General features: G+C 70.2%; 18 protein-coding genes. 13 read left to right on the top strand and 5 right to left on the bottom strand.

Annotation, left to right across the window (positions count from 1 at the left end; all coding sequences use genetic code 11):
- Positions 1–14: 14 nt before the first annotated feature.
- Complete coding sequence (locus AC07AG_RS35035; protein WP_478760378.1) at positions 15–1007, top strand: carbohydrate ABC transporter permease; 993 nt, start codon at positions 15–17, stop codon at positions 1005–1007.
- A complete protein-coding gene (locus AC07AG_RS35030) occupies positions 1004–1837 on the top strand; it encodes a carbohydrate ABC transporter permease (RefSeq protein WP_478760377.1) in 834 nt (277 codons plus the stop codon). The genes AC07AG_RS35035 and AC07AG_RS35030 overlap by 4 nt, the downstream gene beginning before the upstream one ends.
- 30 nt (positions 1838–1867) lie before the next feature.
- On the opposite strand, the gene AC07AG_RS35025 is transcribed toward AC07AG_RS35030, so the two are convergent.
- Positions 1868–2767, bottom strand: a complete 900-nt coding sequence (locus AC07AG_RS35025) for a chitosanase (RefSeq protein ID WP_478760375.1) — start codon at positions 2765–2767, stop codon at positions 1868–1870.
- 122 nt (positions 2768–2889) lie between these two features.
- On the opposite strand from AC07AG_RS35025, the gene AC07AG_RS35020 reads away from it, so the two are divergent.
- Together AC07AG_RS35020 and AC07AG_RS35015 are read left to right on the top strand one after the other, a co-directional pair.
- On the top strand, positions 2890–3108 hold the full coding sequence (locus AC07AG_RS35020) for a hypothetical protein (RefSeq protein WP_478760373.1): 219 nt from the start codon (positions 2890–2892) through the stop codon (positions 3106–3108).
- Between the two features lie 21 nt (positions 3109–3129).
- Complete coding sequence (locus tag AC07AG_RS35015; protein WP_478760372.1) at positions 3130–4230, top strand: hypothetical protein; 1101 nt, start codon at positions 3130–3132, stop codon at positions 4228–4230.
- A gap of 142 nt (positions 4231–4372) precedes the next feature.
- Here the strand turns inward: AC07AG_RS35015 and AC07AG_RS35010 are convergent, their stop codons facing one another.
- Positions 4373–5110: an SDR family NAD(P)-dependent oxidoreductase gene (locus tag AC07AG_RS35010; RefSeq protein ID WP_478760650.1), complete on the bottom strand. Its 738-nt coding sequence runs from the start codon at positions 5108–5110 to the stop codon at positions 4373–4375.
- A gap of 71 nt (positions 5111–5181) precedes the next feature.
- Between AC07AG_RS35010 and AC07AG_RS35005 the strand changes: the two genes are divergently transcribed.
- Positions 5182–5907, top strand: coding sequence for a vWA domain-containing protein (locus AC07AG_RS35005; RefSeq protein ID WP_478760371.1), 726 nt, complete (start codon positions 5182–5184; stop codon positions 5905–5907).
- A 1-nt stretch (position 5908) separates the two neighbouring features.
- Here AC07AG_RS35005 and AC07AG_RS35000 read toward each other — a convergent pair whose 3' ends face one another.
- Positions 5909–6859 carry a tyrosine-protein phosphatase gene (locus AC07AG_RS35000; RefSeq protein WP_478760369.1) on the bottom strand — a complete coding sequence of 317 codons (951 nt, stop codon included), beginning with the start codon at positions 6857–6859 and terminating at the stop codon, positions 5909–5911.
- Positions 6860–7254: 395 nt separating this feature from the next.
- Between AC07AG_RS35000 and AC07AG_RS34995 the strand changes: the two genes are divergently transcribed.
- The 3 genes from AC07AG_RS34995 to AC07AG_RS34985 all read left to right on the top strand — a co-directional run bounded on the left by AC07AG_RS34995 (position 7255) and on the right by AC07AG_RS34985 (position 10570).
- Complete coding sequence (locus AC07AG_RS34995) at positions 7255–7458, top strand: cold-shock protein (RefSeq protein ID WP_160504463.1); 204 nt, start codon at positions 7255–7257, stop codon at positions 7456–7458.
- A gap of 94 nt (positions 7459–7552) precedes the next feature.
- Positions 7553–9229 carry a DEAD/DEAH box helicase gene (locus AC07AG_RS34990; protein ID WP_478760367.1) on the top strand — a complete coding sequence of 559 codons (1677 nt, stop codon included), beginning with the start codon at positions 7553–7555 and terminating at the stop codon, positions 9227–9229.
- Between the two features lie 492 nt (positions 9230–9721).
- Positions 9722–10570, top strand: a complete 849-nt coding sequence (locus AC07AG_RS34985; protein ID WP_478760366.1) for a pentapeptide repeat-containing protein — start codon at positions 9722–9724, stop codon at positions 10568–10570.
- 81 nt (positions 10571–10651) lie between these two features.
- Here AC07AG_RS34985 and AC07AG_RS34980 read toward each other — a convergent pair whose 3' ends face one another.
- Positions 10652–11566 (bottom strand): hypothetical protein, encoded by a 915-nt coding sequence (locus tag AC07AG_RS34980; RefSeq protein ID WP_478760365.1) that lies wholly within the window; start codon positions 11564–11566, stop codon positions 10652–10654.
- A 332-nt stretch (positions 11567–11898) separates the two neighbouring features.
- On the opposite strand from AC07AG_RS34980, the gene AC07AG_RS34975 reads away from it, so the two are divergent.
- Together AC07AG_RS34975 and AC07AG_RS34970 are read left to right on the top strand one after the other, a co-directional pair.
- Entirely contained in the window at positions 11899–12696 is a 798-nt protein-coding gene (locus tag AC07AG_RS34975) for a S1 family peptidase (protein ID WP_478760363.1), read from the top strand.
- A gap of 459 nt (positions 12697–13155) precedes the next feature.
- Positions 13156–16242, top strand: coding sequence for an endo-alpha-N-acetylgalactosaminidase family protein (locus AC07AG_RS34970; protein ID WP_478760361.1), 3087 nt, complete (start codon positions 13156–13158; stop codon positions 16240–16242).
- Positions 16243–16333: 91 nt separating this feature from the next.
- Here AC07AG_RS34970 and AC07AG_RS34965 read toward each other — a convergent pair whose 3' ends face one another.
- A complete protein-coding gene (locus tag AC07AG_RS34965; protein WP_478760359.1) occupies positions 16334–18124 on the bottom strand; it encodes a glycoside hydrolase family 35 protein in 1791 nt (596 codons plus the stop codon).
- Positions 18125–18261: 137 nt separating this feature from the next.
- Here AC07AG_RS34965 and AC07AG_RS34960 point away from each other — a divergent pair, with 137 nt between their 5' ends.
- The 3 genes from AC07AG_RS34960 (at position 18262) to pepN (ending at position 22133) form a co-directional block, all read left to right on the top strand.
- Entirely contained in the window at positions 18262–19170 is a 909-nt protein-coding gene (locus AC07AG_RS34960; protein WP_249590509.1) for a helix-turn-helix domain-containing protein, read from the top strand.
- 11 nt (positions 19171–19181) lie between these two features.
- Positions 19182–19517: a chorismate mutase gene (locus AC07AG_RS34955; protein WP_478760358.1), complete on the top strand. Its 336-nt coding sequence runs from the start codon at positions 19182–19184 to the stop codon at positions 19515–19517.
- Positions 19518–19604: 87 nt separating this feature from the next.
- Positions 19605–22133: an aminopeptidase N gene (gene pepN, locus AC07AG_RS34950; RefSeq protein WP_478760357.1), complete on the top strand. Its 2529-nt coding sequence runs from the start codon at positions 19605–19607 to the stop codon at positions 22131–22133.
- The last annotated feature ends 119 nt before the right edge of the window (positions 22134–22252 follow it).

The following is a 22252-nucleotide window of genomic DNA, read 5'->3' as shown; positions in this document are numbered from 1 at the left end:
GGCGAGTCGGCACTGTGAAAGACACGCTTGTCGGCGGCGGGCCGAAGAAGGACGTCACGGCCCGCCGCCCCGCCATCCGACCCGAACACGCAGCAGCCCTCCGCAAGAAGAAGCTGGTCGACCTCACCCGGCCGTGGCTGCTCCTCGCACCGTCCCTCCTGGTCCTCGCGGGCCTGCTGCTCTGGCCGCTGATCCAGGTCGGCAAGCTCTCGATGCAGGACTACGCCGTCAAGTTCGGCGGCGGAGTGGGCACCTTCACCGGCTTCGACCACTACGCGGACCTGCTCGGCAGCGCACTCCTGTGGAAGACGGTCCTGCCCAACACGGCGTTCTTCGCGGTCGCCTGCGTCGGACTGACCGTCGCGCTCGGCACGCTCGTCGCGCTGCTGCTCAACCGCCTCGGCCCGGCCTGGCGGCTGATCTGTTCCATCGCGGTCCTCGCCGCCTGGGCGATGCCCGCCGTCACCGGGACGTACGTCTGGATCTGGCTCTTCCAGCCGCAGGACGGCATGGTCAGCCAGATCGCGGGATCGATGGGGCTCATCGATCCCGAGACCACCAACTGGTTCACCGAGCGGGGGCCGTTCTACGCGATCGCGACCCTGAACGTCGTCCACCACGGCTTCCCGTTCGTCGCCATCACCGTCCTCGCGGGCCTGATGACGATCCCCAAGGAGCTCTACGAAGCAGGGGAGTTGGACGGCGCCAACGCCTGGCAGCGGTTCTGGAAGATCACCGTGCCGACGATCAAGCCCGTCTTCCTCGTGGTGACCATCCTCTCCACCATCTGGGACTTCAAGGTCTTCACTCAGATCTATCTGATGCCGGGCGGCGACGGAGCCAACGAAGAGGTCTACAACCTCGGCGTCTTCTCGTACATCCAAGCCTTCGCCAAGAACGACTACGGCACGGGCGCGGCAGCCGCGGTCCTGCTCACGCTGCTGCTCCTTGCCATCACGATCGTCTACATCCGTACGCTGTTCCGGCAGGGGGAGGAGGACCTGTGAGCGTCCGTCGCACCACACTCGCCGCACGCATCGGGCTTCCCGTCGCGGTCGCCGCGCTCCTGCTCTTCGCGCTCTTCCCCGTGTACTGGATGATCTCCACGGCACTCGACCCGAAGGCGATCACCCGCGGTTCGGACGTGCTGCCGAGCGGGATCAGCTTCGAGCACTTCACCTACGTGTTCGAGAAGGGCAACTTCGGCACGTACCTGCTGAACTCGGCCCTCGTCGGCTTCGGCACGATCCTGGCCGCCGGAGTGCTCTCGCTCTTCGCGGCGATCGCGGTGGCCCGCTTCAAGTTCCGGTTCCGCACCTCCGTACTGATCATGGTGCTGATCGTGCAGATGGTGCCGCTGGAGGCGCTCGTCATCCCGCTCTTCATCCAGATGCGGGACTACGACATGCTCAACTCGCTGCTCGGCCTGACGATCGTCTACGTGGCGCTCTCGCTCCCCTTCGCGATCTGGACCCTGCGCGGCTTCGTGCAGACCGTGCCGAAGGAGGTCGAGGAGGCGGCGTACATCGACGGGGCGTCCTGGTTCCGGATGTTCCGTTCGGTGCTGCTTCCGCTGGTGGCGCCCGGACTCGTCGCGACCTCGATCTTCGCCTTCATCACGGCGTGGAACGAGTTCGTCTTCGCGTACACCTTCATGAAGGGCAGCGACAAGTACACGGCCGCCGTGGGCATTTACCAGTTCTTCGGCGAGAACTCCACGGCCTGGGGCCCGGTCATGGCCAGCTCCACACTGGTCACGGTGCCGGTGATGATCTTCTTCGTGATCGTGCACCGGAAGCTGGGCTCGGGCCTGGCCGCGGGAGCCGTCAAGGGCTGAGCTCCCGGGGAGACGTTCAGGGTTTCCGGGTCACGGAACCTTGTACGTCTCCCCGTACACCTTCCAGGTCAGCGGCGTCTTCAGGTCCAGATTGCCGTCGTAGAGGAACTGCCGCTGCGCCGTGTCCACGCGCGTCGTGTCGCGGTGTGCCTTCTCGGACTTCATCGCCGTGCGGCGGATGTCCAGGAAGATGTCGAGGTACGCCTTCTCCTTGCCGCCCTGCGCGGGCGTGTTCGCCTCCTTCAGCGCCGCCTCGCGCAGGCCGTAGAAGCCGCGCGGTCCTGTGCCGGGGCCGTGCAGGACCATCGCGTCGTAGTAGATGAACTGGCCGAGGGTGCCGAGCCCGTCGAGCTTGGCGAGGCGGACCGCGGGGTCGAAGTAGATGCGGTCGCGCGCGCTGTTCTGGGCCTCGCGGAAGGCGGGCTCGTCGGCTTCGGCCTTCCAGGCCTTGGTGAAGCCCGGGTCGAGCCCTTCGTGCGATTCGCTGCCGTCGACCTTGCGCAGGGCGGGCAGATAGCGGGCGAGGCCGTTGTCCGGGTGGTCCTTCGTGTACCGCTCGACGAGGGTGAGCAGGTCGTGCGTGCCGGTGCAGAAGCCGATGATCCCGGCGGTGTAGCCGTGCCCGTCGTCGATGTCCTCGATGTAGCCGTACTGCCCGCGCCAGTTCAGCGTGGAGTTCTCCGCGCTCGTCACGAGCTTCTGTGCCAGTTCCTTCTTGGCGGGCGCCGCGAGGCCCGGAGGCAGGTCCGCGATCAGCTCGTCGTCGGCCTCGATCTCGGACGCCGACTTGTCCTTGTCGTACGGACGCTGGGTGCCGGACGGCATCCCGTCGGCTCCCGAGGCATCGCTGTCCGAGTCCCCGCCCAGGAGGTAGACGGCGACCGTGGCGACCGGGGCGACGGCGAGAAGAAGGAGGCCTGCACGTTTCATTCGCACAAGATTACGGGTGGTTTCGCGGTAGCGCGCCTTCCGGATCCGGCTCTATTGACTAATAGTCAATCTCGCATCAGTCTCGGGGACGATCCGTACCGGTCATGGTCATGGGAGGCCCTATGAGCACCGAAGCGCGGGAGCGGCTGAGCAAGGAGCTGCGGGACGAGCCACCGGAATCCTTCGGCCAGTTGGCGCCGGAGCAGCTGACCCTGCTGGCCGACGCGCTGGAGCGCGAACGCGAGCGCCGCGCGTCGGGCCTGAACGAGGCCGCCGAGGAGGCGCTGAAACTGGTGCCTGCCCTCGCCCGGGGTCCCGTACGCCGGATTCTGTTCCGCTAGGCGATGGGGAGGGAGCAGGCCATGGACAAGCTGCGGAGCAGGGCGGAGACCCTGAAGATCGCGCGACTGCTGGACGTGGGGCCCGAGGAGCTCGCCTTCCTGGCGACGCTTCCCGTCGAGGACGTACGCCGCTTCCGCGAGAGCTGCGTCGCGGCGCTCTTCGACCGTACGCCCGAGATGCTGGACCGGATCGCGTCCGCGACGAAGCTGGTGCCGGCCGGGGTCGCTGCCGCGATCTCGCAGAAGGCACTGGGCCCGCGGCTCGCCGCCGGGGTCGCCGGACGCCTCGAACCTGCGCGGGCCGCCGACATCATCGAGAAGCTGCCGGTGCCGTTCACGGCGGAGTCGTGCGGGCATCTCGACCCGCGCAGGATCAAGGGCATCGTCGACCGGCTCGACGAGGGCCTCGTGGTGCGGATCGCGGTGACGCTCGCCGAGCGGGGCGACCACCTGACGATGGGCCGCTTCGTCGGCCATCTCCGGGACTCCTCGCTGCGGCGGATCCTGCCGCAGGTGGACGACGCGGCCGTCCTGCGGACCGGGTTCGCGATCGACGTGCCGGAGCGGCTCGGCCAGATCATCGAGCTGATGGGCGCGGAGCGGCTCGCGTCGGTCATCGCGTCGGCGTCGGGGGAGGGGCTGTGGCCGGAGGCGCTGGCCGTCGCCGGGATGGTGACGGGGGAGCAGCGGGGACGCATCGCCTCGCTGGCCGCCGCGCAGCCGCAGGAGCGGCTCGACTCGCTGGTCGTGACGGTGGCGGAGCAGAACCTGTGGGAGTCCCTGCTGCCGCTGGTCGCGCTGCTGGGGGACGAGGAGCGGCGGGCTGTCGCGGTGCTGCCTTCCCTGCGGGATGCGGGGGTGCTCGGCGGGGTGGTCCTGGCGGTGGTGGCGACCGGCCTGTGGGCGGAGTTCCTGCCGCTGGTGGGCGTGCTGCCGGAGGAGTCCCGCAAGATCGTCGCCGACGCCGCCGGGGCGCTGCCCGCGCCCGACCTGGACGCGCTCGCCCTGGAGGTCGACAAGCAGGACCTGTGGGAACTGGTCATGCCGCTGGTCGAGCTGATGGACGACGAGGCCAAGACGCGGATCTTTGAGTTGCCGGCGTTTCAGGAGCAGGTGGGGTAGGGCGGTCCCTGCGGGGCTTCCCCCCCTGCTGTTTAAGAGCTTGGGGGGGTGAGGACGAACTCGGCGGAGCCGGTGATGACGGCACGCAAGGCCCCCGCGCCAGAGCGGGTTTTCGGGAAGGGGCGGGGGCGGGGAAGAGGCATCACCCCGCCGTCGACCCGCCGTCCACGGCGAACTCCGCCCCGGTGATGTACGAGGACGCCTCGGACGCAAGGAAGAGAATCAGCTCCCCGACCTCCTCGGGGCGGCCCATCCTGCCGAGCGGCAGATGCGACCAGTCCTTGCCGGGAGCGGAGGGCACCCCCGCGATCATCGGGGTGTCGACGGCCCCCGGGTGCACGGAGTTGACCCGCACCCCATACCCCGCCAGATCCAGCGCCGCGCTCCGCGTCAGCCCACGCAGCCCGAACTTCGTCGACCCGTACGCCGCATGCCCCCGTATCCCCACGAGCCCCGCCGTCGAGGAGACGTTCACGATCGAACCGCCGCCCGCCTCCTGCAGCGCGGGCAGCACCGCCTGGATCCCCAGGAAAGGGCCCAGCAGATTGACCCGGATCAGCGTCTCGAAGTTCTCGTACGTCTCCTTCTCCACGGACGCCGTCCGCCACAGCGCCGCGTTGTTCACGAGCGCGTCCAGGCGGCCGAAGGCCTCGATACCGGCCGCCACGGCCGACGCCCAGCTCTCCGCGTCCGTGACGTCATGGCGTACGAAAAGCCCCTGCTCGCCAAGGGACTTGGCGACCTCGCGCCCTTCCTCCTCCCGCACGTCCGTGACGACGACCCGTGCCCCGGCCTCCGCGAAGAGCCGCGCCTCGGCGGCCCCTTGCCCGCGGCCCGCACCGGTGATCAGGACGGCCTTGCCCTCAAGTCCGTAGGTGATCACTTCACGCCACCCGCCTCTCCCGTAACCTCGGCTCCCTGGAACGGACGGACGGGAGAGTGGAGCGGCACATGGGACCGGCGATCAGCCTCAGCAAGGTGGAGGAGGCGGCGCCCGCCCTCGTCAGCCTCTACAAGTCCGCCGGCGTCAGCCTCCGCAAGCACGGCCTGGAGGGCGAGCGCGCCGCCGTCTACCTCGTCGTCGACTACTCCGGCTCCATGAAGCCGTACTACAAGGACGGCACCGTCCAAGCCCTCGCCGATCGCGTCCTCGGCCTGTCCGCGAACCTCGACGACGACGGCACCGTGCCCACGGTCTTCTTCTCCACGGACGTCGACGCCGTCACGGAGATCGCGCTCGACCGGCACCACGGGCGGATCGACGAGATCGTCGCCGGGCTCGGCCACATGGGCAAGACCAGCTACCACCTGGCGATGGACGCCGTGATCGACCACTACGTGGACAGCGGTTCCACTGCGCCGGCCCTGGTCGTCTTCCAGACCGACGGCGGGCCCATCAACAAGCTCGCCGCCGAGCGGTATCTGTGCAAGGCGTCGAGGCTGCCGCTGTTCTGGCAGTTCATCGGGTTCGGTGACGCGAAGAGCAAGCAGTTCGACTACCTCCGCAAGCTCGACGAACTGGCCGTCCCCGCCAAGCGCGCCGTCGACAACGCGGGCTTCTTCCACGCGGGACACGACCCTCTCGCGGTCCCGGACGACCGCCTCTACGACCAGCTGGTGGGGGAGTTCCCGACCTGGCTCACGGCCGCGCGGGCGCAGGGCATCGTGACCGCGTGACCTAGTCGACCATCCGCTCCCGCAGCGCGAGAATCGTCCGCGTATCAAGCCCAAGTCCCTTCCTGAGATAGCCGCCCAGGCTCCCGTACTTCTCCTCCACCTCGTCCAGCGCCGCCTCCAGATAGCCGGTGCGGACCTCCTGGAGCGGGATCAGCAGATCCGGGTTCTGCATCAGACCGCTCTGCTTCAGGCCCTCGCGCACCTTCGCGTCGTACGCGGCCCGGTAGGTGTTGGAGGCCAGGAAGTCGCCCACGGCGGTCCGCTCGGGTACGCCGATGGCACGCAGCAGCAGATAACTGGTCCAGCCGGTGCGGTCCTTGCCCGCGGTGCAGTGGTAGAGCAGCGGCGACTTCTTGTCGCCGTGGGCGATGTCGCGCAGCGTCGCCGCGAACTGCGCGCGGTTCGCGCCGTCGGCGACGAAGGTGCGGTAGACGTCGCGCATGAAGGCGTCCGCCTTGCCGTTGCCGAGCATCTCCTCCTGCTTGACCGGGTCCCTGGAGCCGATCACGGTCATCAGCGTCGCGAAGAGGCCGTTGTCGCTGATGGGCCGGGACGTCGGGGTGAGTCCGGCGGGCAGCCGGTCGGGTCCGTCGTACTGGACCTCGGCGGGCACCCGGAAGTCGACGACCTTCTTCAGGCCGAGTCCGCCGAGGGTGGTGACATCGGCGTCGGTGAGCTTCGCCAGGGCGTCGGCGCGGAAGACCTGGCCGTAGCGGACGCGCTCCCCGTCGTAGGTGCGGTAGCCGCCCAGGTCCCTTGCGTTGACGGCCCCTTGGAGCGGTATCCGGCGTACGCCGTCGGATGCGGGGCGGGAGTGGTGGTGCGGGGCGTGCAGGGCCGTGCCGCGCTCGGGTGCGGAGGGTTCGGCGTGGGCCGCCCAGGCAGGCAGGGTGCCCAGGGCGAGCGCGGATACCGCGACTCCGACCGCCGTACGTGTGCGGGTGATGCGCATTGGGCCGCCTTCCTCGGTAGCGGTCGCCATGGCCACTCGTCGCTCAACCAAGCGATTGTTTGGTTGAAGGTAGCGGGGTGCCCTGACAGGAGGAAGGTGCGTGCGCCAGGTATCTGGCCCCGGTGGTCCGCCCCGCAGGCGGCGCGGCGAGTGGAGCAAGGGGGTCCGCCCCCGTCCCGTACGGCCCGCGGCCACCCGGAAACGAGGGGTCCCTCGTCCGTGTTAGGCTTATGCGTCGCAGTTTTGGTACCCATGAACTTTATGTGCGCCTGACGGGAATGTTCCGAAGGCGCATTATTGTTTTTTTCCGGTCTCTCCGGGATGGGGGTCATTGCAGCGCTTGGAATCCACAATTCCGTGGTTTTCCTTACTCTGCCCCTGTTGAGGAGATTGACATGGCAACTGGCACCGTTAAGTGGTTCAACGCAGAAAAGGGCTTCGGCTTCATCGAGCAGGACGGCGGCGGCCCCGACGTCTTCGCCCACTACTCGAACATCGCGTCCTCGGGCTTCCGTGAGCTCCTCGAGGGCCAGAAGGTCTCCTTCGACGTCACGCAGGGCCAGAAGGGCCTGCAGGCCGAGAACATCGTTCCCGCCTGACGTTCGTAGCACGCGAACCTCATAGCCGGGGCCCGCACCGGAAAGGTGCGGGTCCCGGCTTGTGCTGTCACCAGGTCCAGGAAGGCATTTCCGTATGAATCGCTCCGAACGCCCCGCACGTCCTGCCCGCGGGCGCTCCACGAACGCACGCGGAAAGGCCCCGGTGGCCGGCGGCGGCCAGGCGAAGGGCGCCGCGAGGAAGCCCGGCCGCGCCAAGCCGAGGCCCGTCGGCGGTGAATTCGCGCTGCCCGAGAGCATCGAGCCCGCGCTGCCCGCCGTCGAGGCGTTCGCCGACCTGGACATGCCCGAGGCCCTCCTGAAGACGCTGGCCGCACAGGGCGTGACCGAGCCGTTCCCGATCCAGGCGGCCACGCTCCCCAACTCCCTCGCGGGCCGCGACATCCTCGGCCGTGGCCGCACCGGCTCCGGCAAGACCCTCGCCTTCGGCCTCGCGCTGCTCGCCCGCACCGCGGGCCGCCGCGCGGAGCCGCGCTCGCCCCTCGCCCTGGTCCTGGTCCCCACGCGTGAGCTCGCGCAGCAGGTGACGGACGCCCTGACGCCGTACGCGACGTCCGTGAACCTCCGCATGTCGACGGTGGTCGGCGGCCTCTCCATCACCAAGCAGGCGGGAACGCTCCGCCGCGGCGCCGAGATCATGGTGGCGACCCCCGGCCGTCTCAAGGACCTCATCGAGCGCGGCGACGCCGATCTCTCGCAGGTGCGGACGACGGTCCTCGACGAGGCCGACCAGATGGCCGACATGGGCTTCATGCCGCAGGTCACCGCGCTCCTGAAGCAGGTCGAGCAGGGCGGGCAGACGATGCTCTTCTCCGCGACGCTCGACAAGAACATCGACCGCCTGGTCCGGATGTTCCTGACGGACCCGGTCGTCCACTCGGTCGACCCGTCCGCCGGCGCGGTCACCACGATGGAGCACCACGTCCTGTACGTCGCCGACGAGACCGACAAGAAGGCAGTGGCCCTCCGCATCGCCGCCCGAGAGGGCCGGGTGATCATGTTCCTGGACACCAAGCGCGCGGTGGACCGTTTCACCAAGCGGCTGCTCGCCAACGGTGTACGGGCCTCAGGTCTGCACGGCGGCCGTTCGCAGCCGCAGCGCAACCGGACCCTGGACCAGTTCAAGACCGGGCAGGTCACCGCGCTCGTCGCCACCAACGTGGCGGCCCGCGGCATCCACGTCGACGACCTCGACCTGGTCGTGAACGTGGACCCGCCCACCGACCACAAGGACTACCTGCACCGCGGTGGCCGTACGGCCCGCGCGGGTGAGTCCGGCAGTGTCGTCACGCTCGTCCTGCCGGACGAGAAGCGGGAGATGACGCGTCTGATGTCCGACGCGGAGATCAGCCCGAAGACGGCGCGAGTGAAGTCCACGGACGAGGAGCTTGCGCGCATCACCGGTGCGCGGGAGCCCTCCGGGGTGCCGGTGGTCATCGAGGTGCCCCAGCAGCAGCAGGCTTCGCCGCAGCGGGGGCGGAGGCGGCCCGCCGGGAGTGGCGGCGGCCAGGGCCAGGGCCAGGGCCAGCGGAGGTCTCGCCCCCAGGGGCAGTCGCAGTCCTCCCAGGGCGGCGGCCAGCCCCGGTCCCAGTCGCAGGGCGGCGGTCGTCCCTCCGGCGGTGGCCAGGGACGTCCCTCCGGTGGTGGCCAGGGACGTCCCTCCGGTGGTGGCCAGGGGCGCCCCTCCGGTGGTGGCAGTGGCGCCGGCCGTGCTCGCCGTAGCGGCGGGGGCGCGGGGCGCCGGGCGGCGTAGCGCGTGTGCTCGGCGGCGGGGCCTTTCCCCCGCCGCCGGGCGGGCCTCTCCCACCCACCCGCCCGGCACCCCGCATCCGACCCTGGACGAACAGGCCTTTCCCGCCCACCCGCCCGGCACCCCGCATCCCACCCTGGACGAACAGGCCTTTCCCGCCCACCCGCCCGTGAGCCCGCAGCCGACCCTGCACGAACCAGCCTTTCCCGCCCACCCGCCCGTGAGCCCGCAGCCGACCCTGCACGAACCAGCCTTCCCGCCCACTCGCCCGTGAGCCCGCAGCCGGGAGAGCACGCGAGGGGACGTGGCGGTATGTCCGCCCGGAGCACGGTTCGCGGCGCTCCAGCAGCGCAGCAGCCTCGCGGTCACTGGACGATAGCGAGGACGGACATACCGGCACGGCCCCGCACCCACACACGGACCAGCCCCGCAGCACCAGCCCCGGCGCACCAGCCCCGCAGCACCAGCACCAGCCACGGCCTGAGGGAGGCCCCGATGAGTGAGCAGCGCCCCCAGCGCCCCTTGCTGCCCCTGGCCGACGACGACCGGCAAGAGCTGCGGGCCGACTGCGGCAGCTGCTTCGGGCTCTGCTGCGTCGCCCTCACCTTCTCCAAGTCCTCGGACTTCCCCGTCAACAAGGCCGCAGGCACCCCCTGCACCAACCTCCAGCAGGACTTCCGCTGCGGCATCCACCAGAAGCTGCGCCAGAAGGGCTTCTCCGGCTGCACGGTCTACGACTGCTTCGGCGCAGGCCAGAAGGTCTCCCAGACCACCTACGGCGGCATCGACTGGCGGCAGGACCCCGACACGGCCCGCCAGATGTTCGACGTGTTCCCGGTGATGCGCCAACTCCACGAACTGCTCTGGTACTTGACCGAGGCGCTCACCCTGCCGCAGACTCGCCCGATCGGAGCCGAGCTCCGGAGCGCGCTGGAGAAGACCGAGCACCTCACCCAGGGCGCCCCCGCCACCGTCGCAGAGACGGACGTGGCCGCACACCGTGAGGACGTCAACACCCTCCTCCTCCGCACCAGCGAACTCGTGCGCGCGGACATCCGCCGGAAGAAGAAGGACCGCCGGGGCGCCGACCTCTTCGGCGCCCGCCTCAAGGGCGCCGACCTCCGAGGCGTCACCCTCCGCGGTGCCTACCTCATCGCCGCAGACCTCCGCGGCGCCGACCTCCGCCAGGCCGATCTGATCGGCGCGGACTTCCGGGACGCGGACCTGCGGGGAGCGGACCTCACCGGCAGCATCTTCCTGACCCAGTCGCAGGTGAACGCGGCGAAGGGCGACGCGGAGACGAAGCTGCCCCCGTCTCTGAAGCGTCCCGCGCACTGGGGTTAGCGGCACCGCAGGCACGCACGAAGCACGCACGCACAAAGCAGGCAAGCAGGCACGCACAAAACAGGCGCCCACGAACCCGCCCTACGTGTCGCACTCCAGCACCGTCCGGCACAACGTGCACCGCGCCCGCATCCGCCCCCGAGCAGGCAGCCGGATCCGCTGCTGGCACGTGGGGCAGGGGAACGAGACCCGCAGGGGCTCAGCGCCACCCCCCGACGCAGGGGAGAACGAGTACGCACCGCCCCGGGGCGCCGACCCCGCTCCACCGGAGCCACGCTCCTGCGCGTACCGCCGGTCCTTCGCGTACCGCCGCCGCCCCGCCCACCCCGCAGCCGTCAACGGCGGCTGCTGCTCGTCGCGTCGGGCCTGGGCGAGCCCCTTCGTGTAGGCGGTGTATGCCTGCGCGCTGGTGAACCATGTCTCCGGTGCCTCCCCGAAGGCGATGGCCCGCTTGGCCAGTACGTACCCGAACTCCTCCGGCGTGAGATAGCCGAGCTTCTGCGACGAGGCGCCGTCCTCACGGTAGGCGTCCAGGAGGAGCCACCCCGCCCCCAGGTAGGTGGTGGCGGTGTCCGTGAGGATTTCGTTGTCGCGTGTGCCGGGAAACGTCAAATCAAGCCGGTGCAGATACACGTGCATGACCTCGTGGGCGAGCGCCGCGCCGATGTCCCTGCGGTGCGTGCGGAACCGGTCGTTGAGTTCGATGAAGTACTCGGGTCCCGCGGCGAGTTCGACGTACGCCGCGTGCTCCATCTCGCGGAAGCTGACGATCATGCGGGCGTCCGGCAGCCGCAGGTGCCGCACCATCTCGCGGGCCACGCGCTGCACGCCCAGATGGAGGTCGTCCTGGTCGGAGAAGGCGACGTCGGCGGGGGTGATGCTGGTGTCGAAGGTGTGGACGGTGTCGTACGACAGGCGTTTGTAGAGCGCGGTGATCGCCGAGCGCACCGTCTCCAGATGGGGGTAGCCGTGCACCACAGGCCCGCCGTCCGTCACGTGCGCACCCCCTGGAGATGTCCGCGTCGTATCGAGTCGCATGGAGTCGTTTCGGCCCGTGTCGAGCAGGAGCGAGTCGTCTCGACTCGCCTCAACTCGATTCCACTGTAAGGCGCACTCCCGTACCCGGAACCAGCCCACGCGTGGGTCCGTGGCCGAAAACCGCCCCTTGCTCTATGCGGACACCGATCTCCATAATCCGCAACAACGCTTTGGCGGGCTCATGCCATTCTCGTTGTCATTCCCGGGCTTTCGCGGGGAGTTGGCGGGGAGGGAGTGGGTCCGTGGACGCGTGCAACCCCCCACGAACCCCCCCCACGAAGGGAAGCCCGTTGAACACCAAGCTGCGTGGAGTCAAGAGAGCCGCCACCCTCGGTGCCATCGCCCTCGCCGCCGTCAGTCTCCAGCCCGTCGCCGCCTCCGCGGCCCCGCACCCCGGCCCCACGCCGGGTGAGCGCGTGGTCGGCGGAACCCCTGCCGAGCAGGGTGAATTCCCGTTCATGGTCCGTCTGTCGATGGGCTGTGGCGGCGCGCTGTACGCCCAGGACATCGTGCTGACCGCCGCCCACTGTGTGGACGGTTCGGGCGACAACACGAGCATCACCGCCACCGGTGGTGTCGTGGACCTGGAGAGCCCGGACGCGATCACCGTGAAGTCCACGAAGGTCCTGCAGGCGCCGGGTTACGACGGCAAGGGCAAGGACTGGGCGCTCATCAAGCTCGAGAAGCCGATCGACCAGCCGACGCTGAAGATCGCCAAGGACGACAAGCTCAACAACGGCGACTTCGACATCGCCGGTTGGGGTGCCGACAAGGAGGGTGGCGAGCAGCAGCGTTACCTCCTCAAGGCGAAGGTCCCGTTCGTGAGCGACGCGGACTGCGAGGCGGCGTACGGCGCCGACCTCACGCCCGGTGAGGAGCTCTGCGCCGGCAAGCTGGCCGAGGGCGGCACGGACACCTGCCAGGGTGACTCCGGTGGCCCCATGTTCCGCAAGGACGAGGCCGGGGAGTACGTCCAGGTGGGCATCGTGAGCTGGGGCAACGGGTGTGCGCGGCCCAAGTTCCCCGGGGTGTACACCGAGGTGTCGACGTTCGCCGGTGACATAGAGAAGGCGGCGTCGGAACTCTGAGTTCCGCTGGGCGCTGCGCGCTGCGCGCTGGACGCGGGGTCGGACCGGTTGACGGTCCTGCCCCGCGTTCGTGCTTGCGGGGTGCGGGGTGCGGGCTGCGGGCTGCGGGTGCGTGTGTGCTGCGGGTCTGGTCCGTCGGTGGGTGCGGGGCCGCGCCGGTATGTCCGTCCTCGCTATCGTCCGGTGGCCGTGGGGTTGCTTCGCTGCTGGAGTGCCGCGAACCGTGCTCCGGGCGGACATACCGGCCCGTCCCCTCCCGAGCGTCGCCGACTGCGGGTGCGTGAGGGTCGAGCGCCGAGCACCGAGGGTCGGTCTTCCATGGCTGAGTGTTGTGGGGCAGGCGGTGTTCGCTTGGTGGGGTGTCGTTAGTCCAAGACCTGGATCGTCTTTGTCCATGGGCGCACAAGTCCCTCCCGGCGCAGGGTGACCGCACCGAGATCCGTCCCACGGAGGGGTGCCATGCAGCCGTCAGACACGTCCGGCCCAAGCCGCAGAGCCGTAGTCGCCACGGGCGCGCTGGCCGGCGTCAGCGTTGCCGTCGGCCTCGGGGGCGCCGCGCCCGCCTCGGCCGGAACCGCGGCCGAGGCCGTACTTCGCTCCGCCGACCTCGACGTACGCGTCGCCACCGACTTCCCCCGCGTCATCTCGTACACCGACCGCGCCACCAAGGCGGTCCTGCACGCACAGCCGGAGCCCGTCACCACGCTCCTGGTGGACGAGGTGACGCACACCCCGAAGGTGACCGTCACCGCGACCGATGACGACCGGGTCGCGTATCTTCTCGCTCTCGACGGGGGCGCCACCATCCGCGTCGAGATCGCCGTCGAGGGGCGCCAGGTGCAGTGGCGGGTCACGGAGATCGACGACACCGATGACCTGCGTGTCGGCACGCTTCGTATTCCAGGGCTCGCCCTTCTCTCCGTACGAAGTGATCAGCCCGGCGCCACCCTTCTCGCGGCCAAGATCCAGCTCGACAAGGCCAAGAGCGGCGACACCGAGGTCAATCTCGCCGCGGACACCGCCGCCGAGGCGGCCACCGGATGCGCCTACGCCGTCGTCGCGCACGACGCGCTGGGCGGCGCCGTCGAGACCAACACCGTCTACGACAAGCCCACCACCGAGGCCGGGACCACCTGGGACAACGGCCGGCTCTGGCGGGAGACCGTCAGGAAGAGCGGGTACGTGGAGGCCCGGCTTGCCCCCGGCCAGTGGACGTACCGCGCGGCCACCGCGGCCGTCGGCGACACCGAGCCCCTTCCGTACGCCACCGTCGTCATCACCGGTGACCGCAACGACGACGGCAAGGTCGACTGGCAGGACGCCGCCATCGCGTTCCGCGACATCATGGTGAAGCCGCTGGGCGCGGACGAGCAGCACCTGCGCGTCGTCCCGCACATTCCGTTCAACTTCGCCTCGCAGGCCACGAACCCGTTCCTCGTGACCCTCGACAACGTCAAGCGGATCCACCTGGCCACGGACGGCCTGCGGCAGTACACGCTCCTCAAGGGCTATCAGTCGGAAGGCCATGACTCCGCGCATCCCGACTATGCGGGGAACTACAACACGCGCGCGGGCGGACTGGGCGATCTCAACACCCTGGTCAGGGAGGGCAAGAAATGGAACAGCGACTTCAGTGTGCATGTGAATGCCACCGAGTCCTATCCCGTCGCGAATTCGTTCTCCGAAAAGCTTGTCGACAAGAGTAATGAGCAGTGGGACTGGCTTGATCAGAGCTATCGCATCGATCAGCGGCGTGACTTGGTGTCCGGTGACATCATCGAGCGGTTTGCCGAACTTCGGGATGATGCCGACGGGGCGCTCAATGCTCTGTACATTGATGTGTTCCGGGAATCCGGGTGGACCTCCGACCGGCTTCAGCGCGCGCTGCGCAAGCAGGGCTGGATCGTCACCAGCGAATGGGGGCACGGCTTCGAGCGCTCGTCCGTCTGGTCGCACTGGGCGACGGAGCCCGATTACGGTCCCGATACGTCGCGCGGCATCAATTCGCGGCTGATCCGCTTCATCCGCAACCATCAGAAGGATGTCTTCGCCGACAAGTGGCCGACCCTGCTGGGCATTGCCCGCATGGGCAATTTCGAGGGGTGGGTCGGGAAGACCGACTGGGCCTACTTCTACGACCTGATCTGGACCGACTCGCTGCCCGCCAAGTATCTCCAGGCTTATCCCATCAAGTCCTGGGGCGAGCACGAGATCAGCTTCTTCGGCGACGGGCAGACGAAGGTATCCGACACCGGAGGCACCCGTCGGGTCGTCACCGATGGCCGTCTCGTCTACGACGGGGGGAGCTATCTGCTTCCCTGGGAGCCCCGCAAGGCCACCGATCCCGGGAAGCTCTACCACTACAACCCGAAGGGCGGGAAGGGGAGTTGGCAGCTGCCGCGCGGGTGGTCCGGGCTCGCCAAGGTCGCCTTGTACCGGCTCACCGATCAGGGGCGTGTCTTCGTCGCCGACGTTCCGGTGCGCGGCGGGAAGGTGACCCTCGACGCCAAGGCCAAGCAGCCCTACGTCCTGTACCGCTCGCGTGCCGCCGCCGTGCCCGCTCCCGGCTGGGGGCAGGGCACGCCTGTGTACGACCCGGGCTTCAACTCCGGTTCCCTGCGCGGCTGGAAGGTCTCAGGACCGGCCTCCGTCGAGCTCAGCAAGCTCGGTGACCATGAGCTCGTCATCGCGTCGGGCGGCAAGGCGGCCGTCGGTCAGCGGCTGCGCCGTCTGAAGGCGGGAGCCTACGTCGCCTCCGTGCAGGTCGAGGTCGGGGAGAAGGCGGGAGACGAGCGGAAGGCCACCTTGGAGGTGCGCACCCCCGACGGTGTCACCGCCGCCAACTGGACGCGGACCTCCACCGCGGGCAACTACGTGGCGGCCGACCGCAAGCACGGCACCCGCTTCCAGCGCATGTCCGTTCCCTTCACCGTCCCCGACGGCGGCGGCGCGGCCGAGCTGACGCTCCGGGCCGACGCGGGCCACGCGCGCGTGCGCTTCGACAACGTGCGCATCGTCTCCGCCACGGGCGCCGGCGCCCCCGGAGGCGGCACGCTCGCCTCCGAGGACTTCGAGCACGTGCCGCAGGGGTGGGGGCCGTTCGTGAAGGGGGACGCCGGGGACGTCACCGACCCGCGTACGCACATCGCGCAGCGGCACGCCCCGTTCACCCAGCGGGGCTGGAACGGCAAGGCGATCGACGACGTCATCGACGGCGCGCAGTCCCTCAAGTCCCGTGGCGAGAACGCGGGGCTCGTCTACCGGACCGTCCCGCACACCGCCCGCTTCGAGGCCGGCAAGCGCTACCGCGTCTCCTTCCGGTACGAGAACGAGAAGGCGGGGCAGTACGCGTGGATCACCGCCGTCGACGAACCCGCGGCTCGTGAGATCGACCGCAAGGAGCTGCCCGTCGCGACCGAGCCGACTGCCCTGACGTACGAGTTCACCGCCCCCGCCAAGGGCGAGGCGTGGGTCGGGCTGCGCAAGAGCGGGGACGACGGCACCGCGGAGTTCGTCCTGGACGCCTTCGAGGTGCGAGAGGTCTGAGGCTCCCCGCGTCGGCTCCCCGCGTCGGCTCCCCGCGTCGGCTCCCCGCGACGGGCTGATTTCTCAGCCCGTCGCGGGTGTCCCCTTGCGGCTACCGGCCGATGGAGTCGGTCCGGGGGAGGGGCGGGACCGGGGAGAGGGTGACCGCTCCCGGCTCGGCCGCCCCTTCGAGCTCAAGGACCCACACCTCGTTCTCGCCCTCCCGCAGCACGGCCCCGGGAACGTACAGCGAGGACTGCGGGCCCACCGCCCAGTACCGGCCCAGATTGAATCCGTTCACCCACACGAACCCCCGCTCCCAGCCGGGCAGTTCGAGCAGTGCGTCACCGGCACCACGGACGTCGACCGACCCCCGGTACAGCCCCGGACGACCACCACCGTCCCCGGCGGCAGGAATCTCCCGCACGGCCTCCGCCGAGGAGAACGCGTCCAGCCGCAGCCCCTGGGCCCGCACCCCGTGCAAGTACTGCCGCTCATGCAGCACCCCACCGGTGATGCCCTTCGCCTCGCCGGTCCGCGGCCCGTAGTTGACCCGCCCCAGGGACTCCACCCACAGCTCCACGCGCGCGTGCCCCGCGACAGGCTCGGGGAGGGACGGCTCGTCCTCGGTGAGGACACCGGCCCGCACCCCGTCCACGTACACCACGGCCCGGTCCCGCAGCCCCCGCACACTCAGGGGGTAGGGCCGCCGCGGGCCCGGGACCGTCAGCGTGTACCGGACCAGGCCGCGGTCGACATCGAGCTCTTCGAAGGTGGGCGGTACGGCATGTTCCGCATCGGGGCCGCCGAGCGACTCCACGACCGCGGACAGCGGCGCCCACTGGGAGAGGTCCGCCGCCGCGCGCTCCCTGAGCGAGGGCGGTGGCGCGGGCAGCTCAGGCAGTGGCCCTTGCGCGTACGGGGCGAGCACCTCGCGGAAGCGCCAGAACTTCTCCGTGGGGCGCCCGAACTCGTCGATGGGCGCGTCGTAGTCGTAGGACGTGACATCCGGCTCAAGGACGCCGTCGTGCAGCGCGCCACCGCCCCGGTTCGCCCCCGCCCACCCGGCGAAATTCGTGCCGCCGTGCGCCATGTAGAGGTTGACCGAGGCCCCGCACTCCAGGATCTCGCGCAATGCGTCCGCGGCGTCCTCCGCGTCCCGCACGACATGCTCCGCGCCCCAGTGGTCGAACCAGCCGCACCAGAACTCCATGCACATCAGCGGCCCCTTGGGGCGGTGCCCCCGCAGCGTCTCGAAGGCCGTGCGGGCCTGCGAGCCGAAGTTGGCCGTCGCGAGGATGCCCGGGACGGAGCCGCCGGTGAGCATGTGGTCCTCGGGGCCGTCGGACGTGAACAGCGGTGCGGTCACGCCCTCGGAGCGCAGCAGGCCGGCGAGGTGGCGGAGGTAGACCTGGTCCGAGCCGTAGCTGCCGTACTCGTTCTCCACCTGCACCATGATCACCGGGCCGCCCCGGTCGTGCTGGCGCGGGACGACCTCCGTCATGAGGCGGCCGAACCAGCGGTCCACGTGCCCCAGGTACTCCGCGTCACGGGTACGCGCGCGTGCCCCCACCGCACCCGTCAGCCAGTGCGGAAGTCCGCCGTTCTCCCACTCGGCGCAGATGTACGGTCCTGGCCTGACGATCGCCCACAGGCCCGCCTCGTGGGCGGCGTCCAGGAAGCGGCCGAGCGCCCCGACGTCGCTGAACTCTCCGGGGCGCGGCTCGTGCAGGTTCCACGGGACATACGTCTCCACGCAGTTGAGCCCCATCGCGCGCAGCATCGCGAGGCGGTGGCCCCACTGCGCCTCGTGCACCCGGAAGTAGTGCAGCGCGCCGGAGAGCAGCCGTACGGGCCGCCCGTCCAGTTCGAAATCGTCCTCGCCCACCCTGAAGCCGTTCATCGTGTCCCTGAATCCCTCTCGCTCACCACTGATCAGCCACGATCACCTCTGGCGGGCAGCAGGGTCCATGGACAAAGATCTAGGCGGGTTGGACGCAGCGAGCCGGGCCGCGGCCCGGACGGAAGGGGCACAAGCGGATGTACCACACGTGGATGCGGTATTTCACGCCGAGCCCGGCCCACCACCGCCTCGGCCTGGCCTGCCTCGGGGTCGGCCTGCAGCACGGCGCCCTGCCGACCGTGGGCCCGCGCACCCTCGACCACCACGTCGCCGTGGTCGTGAGCGCGGGCGGCGGCTGGTTCCAGGGTCCCGACGGCAGACGTACGACGGTGACGGCGCCCGCCCTGATCTGGCTCACCCCCGGAGTGCGCCACCACTACGGGCCCGACCCGGAGAGCGGCTGGGACGAGTGCTTCGTCGACTTCACGGGGCCCGCCACGGCGACGTACACCGAGCTCGGCTACATCGAACCCACCCGGCCCGTGGTGCCGCTCTCCGACGCGACCGGCGCGCGGGCCGCCGTCGGGCGCATCGCGCGCGCGGCGCGGCGCGGCAACCCGCTCCTCGAGGTCGAGACGGGCGCCGCCGTCCATGAGCTCCTCGTCGCGCTCCGCCGGGCCCGCGCCGACATCGCCCCCGACGGCGACCCGGTGCTCCAGGCGCTCGCCCGCGACGCCTTCCAGCCACTTTCCGTCGCCGAGCACGCGGCGCGGCACGGCATGACGCCCGCGGAGCTGCGCACGGCGGTGCGCCGGGGCGCGGGCTGCAGCCCCAAGGACTACCTCCTCGGCATCCGTCTCGGGCGCGCCAAGGAGCTGCTCGCCGCCACGGAGCTGCCGGTGGCTGCCGTCGCGCGCCGGGTCGGCTACGACGACCCGGCGTACTTCTCGCGGCTCTTCACACGCCGCGTCGGCATGGCACCCGTGCGCTTCCGCGAGCAGCAGGGACGCGCGGTCCCCGGCGGCTGGTCGCAGCAGATTCCCGACCCCGACCACCCGCCGATTTTGCGCTCTTCCGCCGTCGGCGGCGAAGGACCGGCAACGTAGGCTCGTCGACCATGACCACCAGCCACACAAGTGACGCCAACGGAGCCGGGCCCGCGGACGAGGCCGTGCGCGCCGAGCTGTCCCGCCTGCGCGACAGCATCGACAACATCGACGCGGCCGTCGTCCACATGCTCGCCGAGCGCTTCAAGTGCACCCAGCAGGTAGGCCATCTCAAGGCCAACCACCACCTCCCGCCCGCCGACCCGGACCGCGAGTCCCGCCAGATCGCCCGCCTCCGCGAGCTCGCGGAGAGCGCGAAGCTGGATCCGGCGTTCGCCGAGAAGCTCCTGAACTTCATCATCGCCGAGGTCATCCGCCACCACGAGACGATCGCCAAGTCGTCGTGAGGCGCGGGCGCGAGGCCGCTCGGGGCCGAGCCCGCCGATATCCGGGGCTCCCGCACCACTGTCAGTGACATCAGGCAGCATGGACCCATGTCCGTACTGACGCGCGACGAAGCGCAGACCCGAGCCCGGCTCCTCGACGTCCACCGGTACAGCGTGGAGCTGGACCTGACCACAGGAGCCGAGACCTTCGACTCCCGCACGGTCATCCGCTTCACGGTGCTCGGGGAGCCCGCGGACGGCTCCGCGGCCGCGGTCGACACCTTCGTCGAGGTCAAGCCCGCCGAGCTGCGCTCCGTCACCCTCGACGGGCAGCCGCTCGACCCGCGGGGCCTCGTCGAGAACCGCCTCGCGCTCACCGGACTCACCCCGGGCGAGCACGAACTGCGCGTCGACGCGGCCATGCGCTACTCGCACACAGGCGAGGGCATGCACCGCTTCACCGACCCCACGGACGGCGAGACGTACACGTACACGCAGCTGTTCATGGAGGACGTGCAGCGTGTCTTCGCGGCCTTCGACCAGCCCGACCTGAAGTCCGTCTTCGAGTTGACCGTCACCGCCCCGGAGGGCTGGACCGTCCTCGCGAACGGCGTGAGCGAGCACGTGGGCGGCGGCACCTGGCGGGCCGCGGCCACCCCGCTGATCTCCACGTATCTCGTCGCCGTCGCCGCGGGCCCCTGGCACTCGGTCCGCACCGAACACCGCGGACTGCCCTTCGGCATCCACTGCCGCCGCTCGCTCGCGCCCTTCCTGGACGCCGACGCCGACGAGATCCTCGACGTCACGCGCGCGTGCTACGACCGATATCACGAGAAGTTCGACGAGCCCTACCCCTTCGACTCGTACGACCAGGCGTTCGTCCCCGAGTTCAACGCCGGAGCGATGGAGAACCCCGGACTCGTCACCTTCCGCGACGAGTTCATCTACCGCTCCGCCGTCACCGAGACCGAGCGGCAGACCCGCGCCATGGTCATCGCGCACGAGATGGCCCACATGTGGTTCGGCGACCTCGTCACGCTCAGGTGGTGGGACGACATCTGGCTGAACGAATCCTTCGCCGAGTACATGGGCTTCCAGACCACGGCCGAAGCCACCCGCTTCCGTGACACCTGGACCGACTTCGGCGTCGCCCGCAAGGCCTGGGGGTACGACGCGGATCAGCGCCCCTCCACCCACGCCGTCGCGCCCGACCCGGACGCCGTGCCCGACACCGCGTCCGCGATGCTCAACTTCGACGGCATCTCGTACGCCAAGGGCGCGTCCGCCCTGCGTCAGCTGGTCGCCTGGCTCGGCGAGAAGGACTTCCTCGCAGGCATCAACACCCACATCGCCCGGCACAAGTTCTCGAACGCCACCCTCGCGGACTTCATCGATTCGCTCGCGCACAACACCGACCGCGACGTGCACGGATGGGCCGAGGCCTGGCTGCGCACGACCGGCGTCGACACGCTCACCTCGACGGTCACGCACGACGCCCGTGAGTGGACCCTCGCCGTCGACCGCGAGGGCAGCCGCCCCCACCGCGTCGCCGTCGGGGTGTTCGACCGCGACCTCACCGACCCCCAGGGCCTGGTCCTGCGCGAGCGGTACGAGACGGACGTCCCGCGCTCCGGCCCCTCCGCGCCGCCGAGCGACGGCGGGCGGCCCGCCCTGATCGTCCCGAACGACCAGGACCTCACGTACGCCAAGATCCGCCTCGACGACGTCTCCATGGAGACGGCCCTGCGCAGCCTCTCCCGCGTCCCCGACGCCCTCACCCGCGCCGTCCTGTGGAACAGCCTGCGCGACATGGTCCGCGACGGTGAACTCGAAGGCACCGTCTATCTGGAGACGGCCCGCGCGCATCTTCCCGGCGAGACCGACCTCGCCCTCGTCCAGGGCGTCCTCGCCTTCGCCACCACGTATGTCGCGGGCCGTTTCCTGCCCCCGGCCCGGCGGACCTCCGCCCTCACCACCCTCACCGAACTGTGCCGCGACCTGATCCGGCGCACGGAGGACGGCTCGCACCCGGGCCTGCGGCTCACCGCCGTGCGCGGCTTCATCGACGTGGCGACGCGCCCCGACCCGCTCCAGGAGTGGCTCTCCGAGGGTACCGTCCCCGGCGGTCCCGAGCTCGACCCCGAGCTGCGCTGGCGCGTCCTGACCCGCCTCGCCGTCCTCGGCGCCGCCGACGAGTCCGCGATCGCCGCCGAGCTGGAGCGCGATCCCAGCGCCACCGGGCAGGAAGGCACGGCCCGCTGCCGTGCCGCGCTGCCGGACCCGGAGGCCAAGCGCCGCGCGTGGGAGGCGATGTTCGCCTCCGACGACCTCTCCAACTACCTCCTCACCGCCACCGCCCAGGGCTTCTGGCAGCCCGAACAGGCCGACCTCGTACGGGAGTACATCCCCCGCTACTTCGAGGACGCGGTCGCGGTGGCGGCCCGGCGCGGCCCCGCCATCGCCGACGTCGCGGGACGGTGGGCCTTCCCCGCCGAATCGGTGGACGCCGAGACGCTCCGCCTGGGCCAGGAGTGCCTCCGCGACGCCGAGCCCATCCCCGCCCTGCGCCGCAAGCTGGCCGATCAACTGGACGACCTCGCAAGGGCGTTGAAGGTTCGGGAGGCGACAGAGGCCTAGTCCCGGGCCCGGCGGGGACTAGGTCCGCGGACCTACGCGGACCTGGTCCCAGCCGACGATCCAGCGGACCCGCACACCGCCCTAGGCTCGAAGATCCAGCACGAGATCCCTAGGAGCCC

This window comes from Streptomyces sp. NPDC044044 (assembly GCF_056434405.1).
This window is presented reverse-complemented; position numbering and strand designations above follow the sequence as displayed.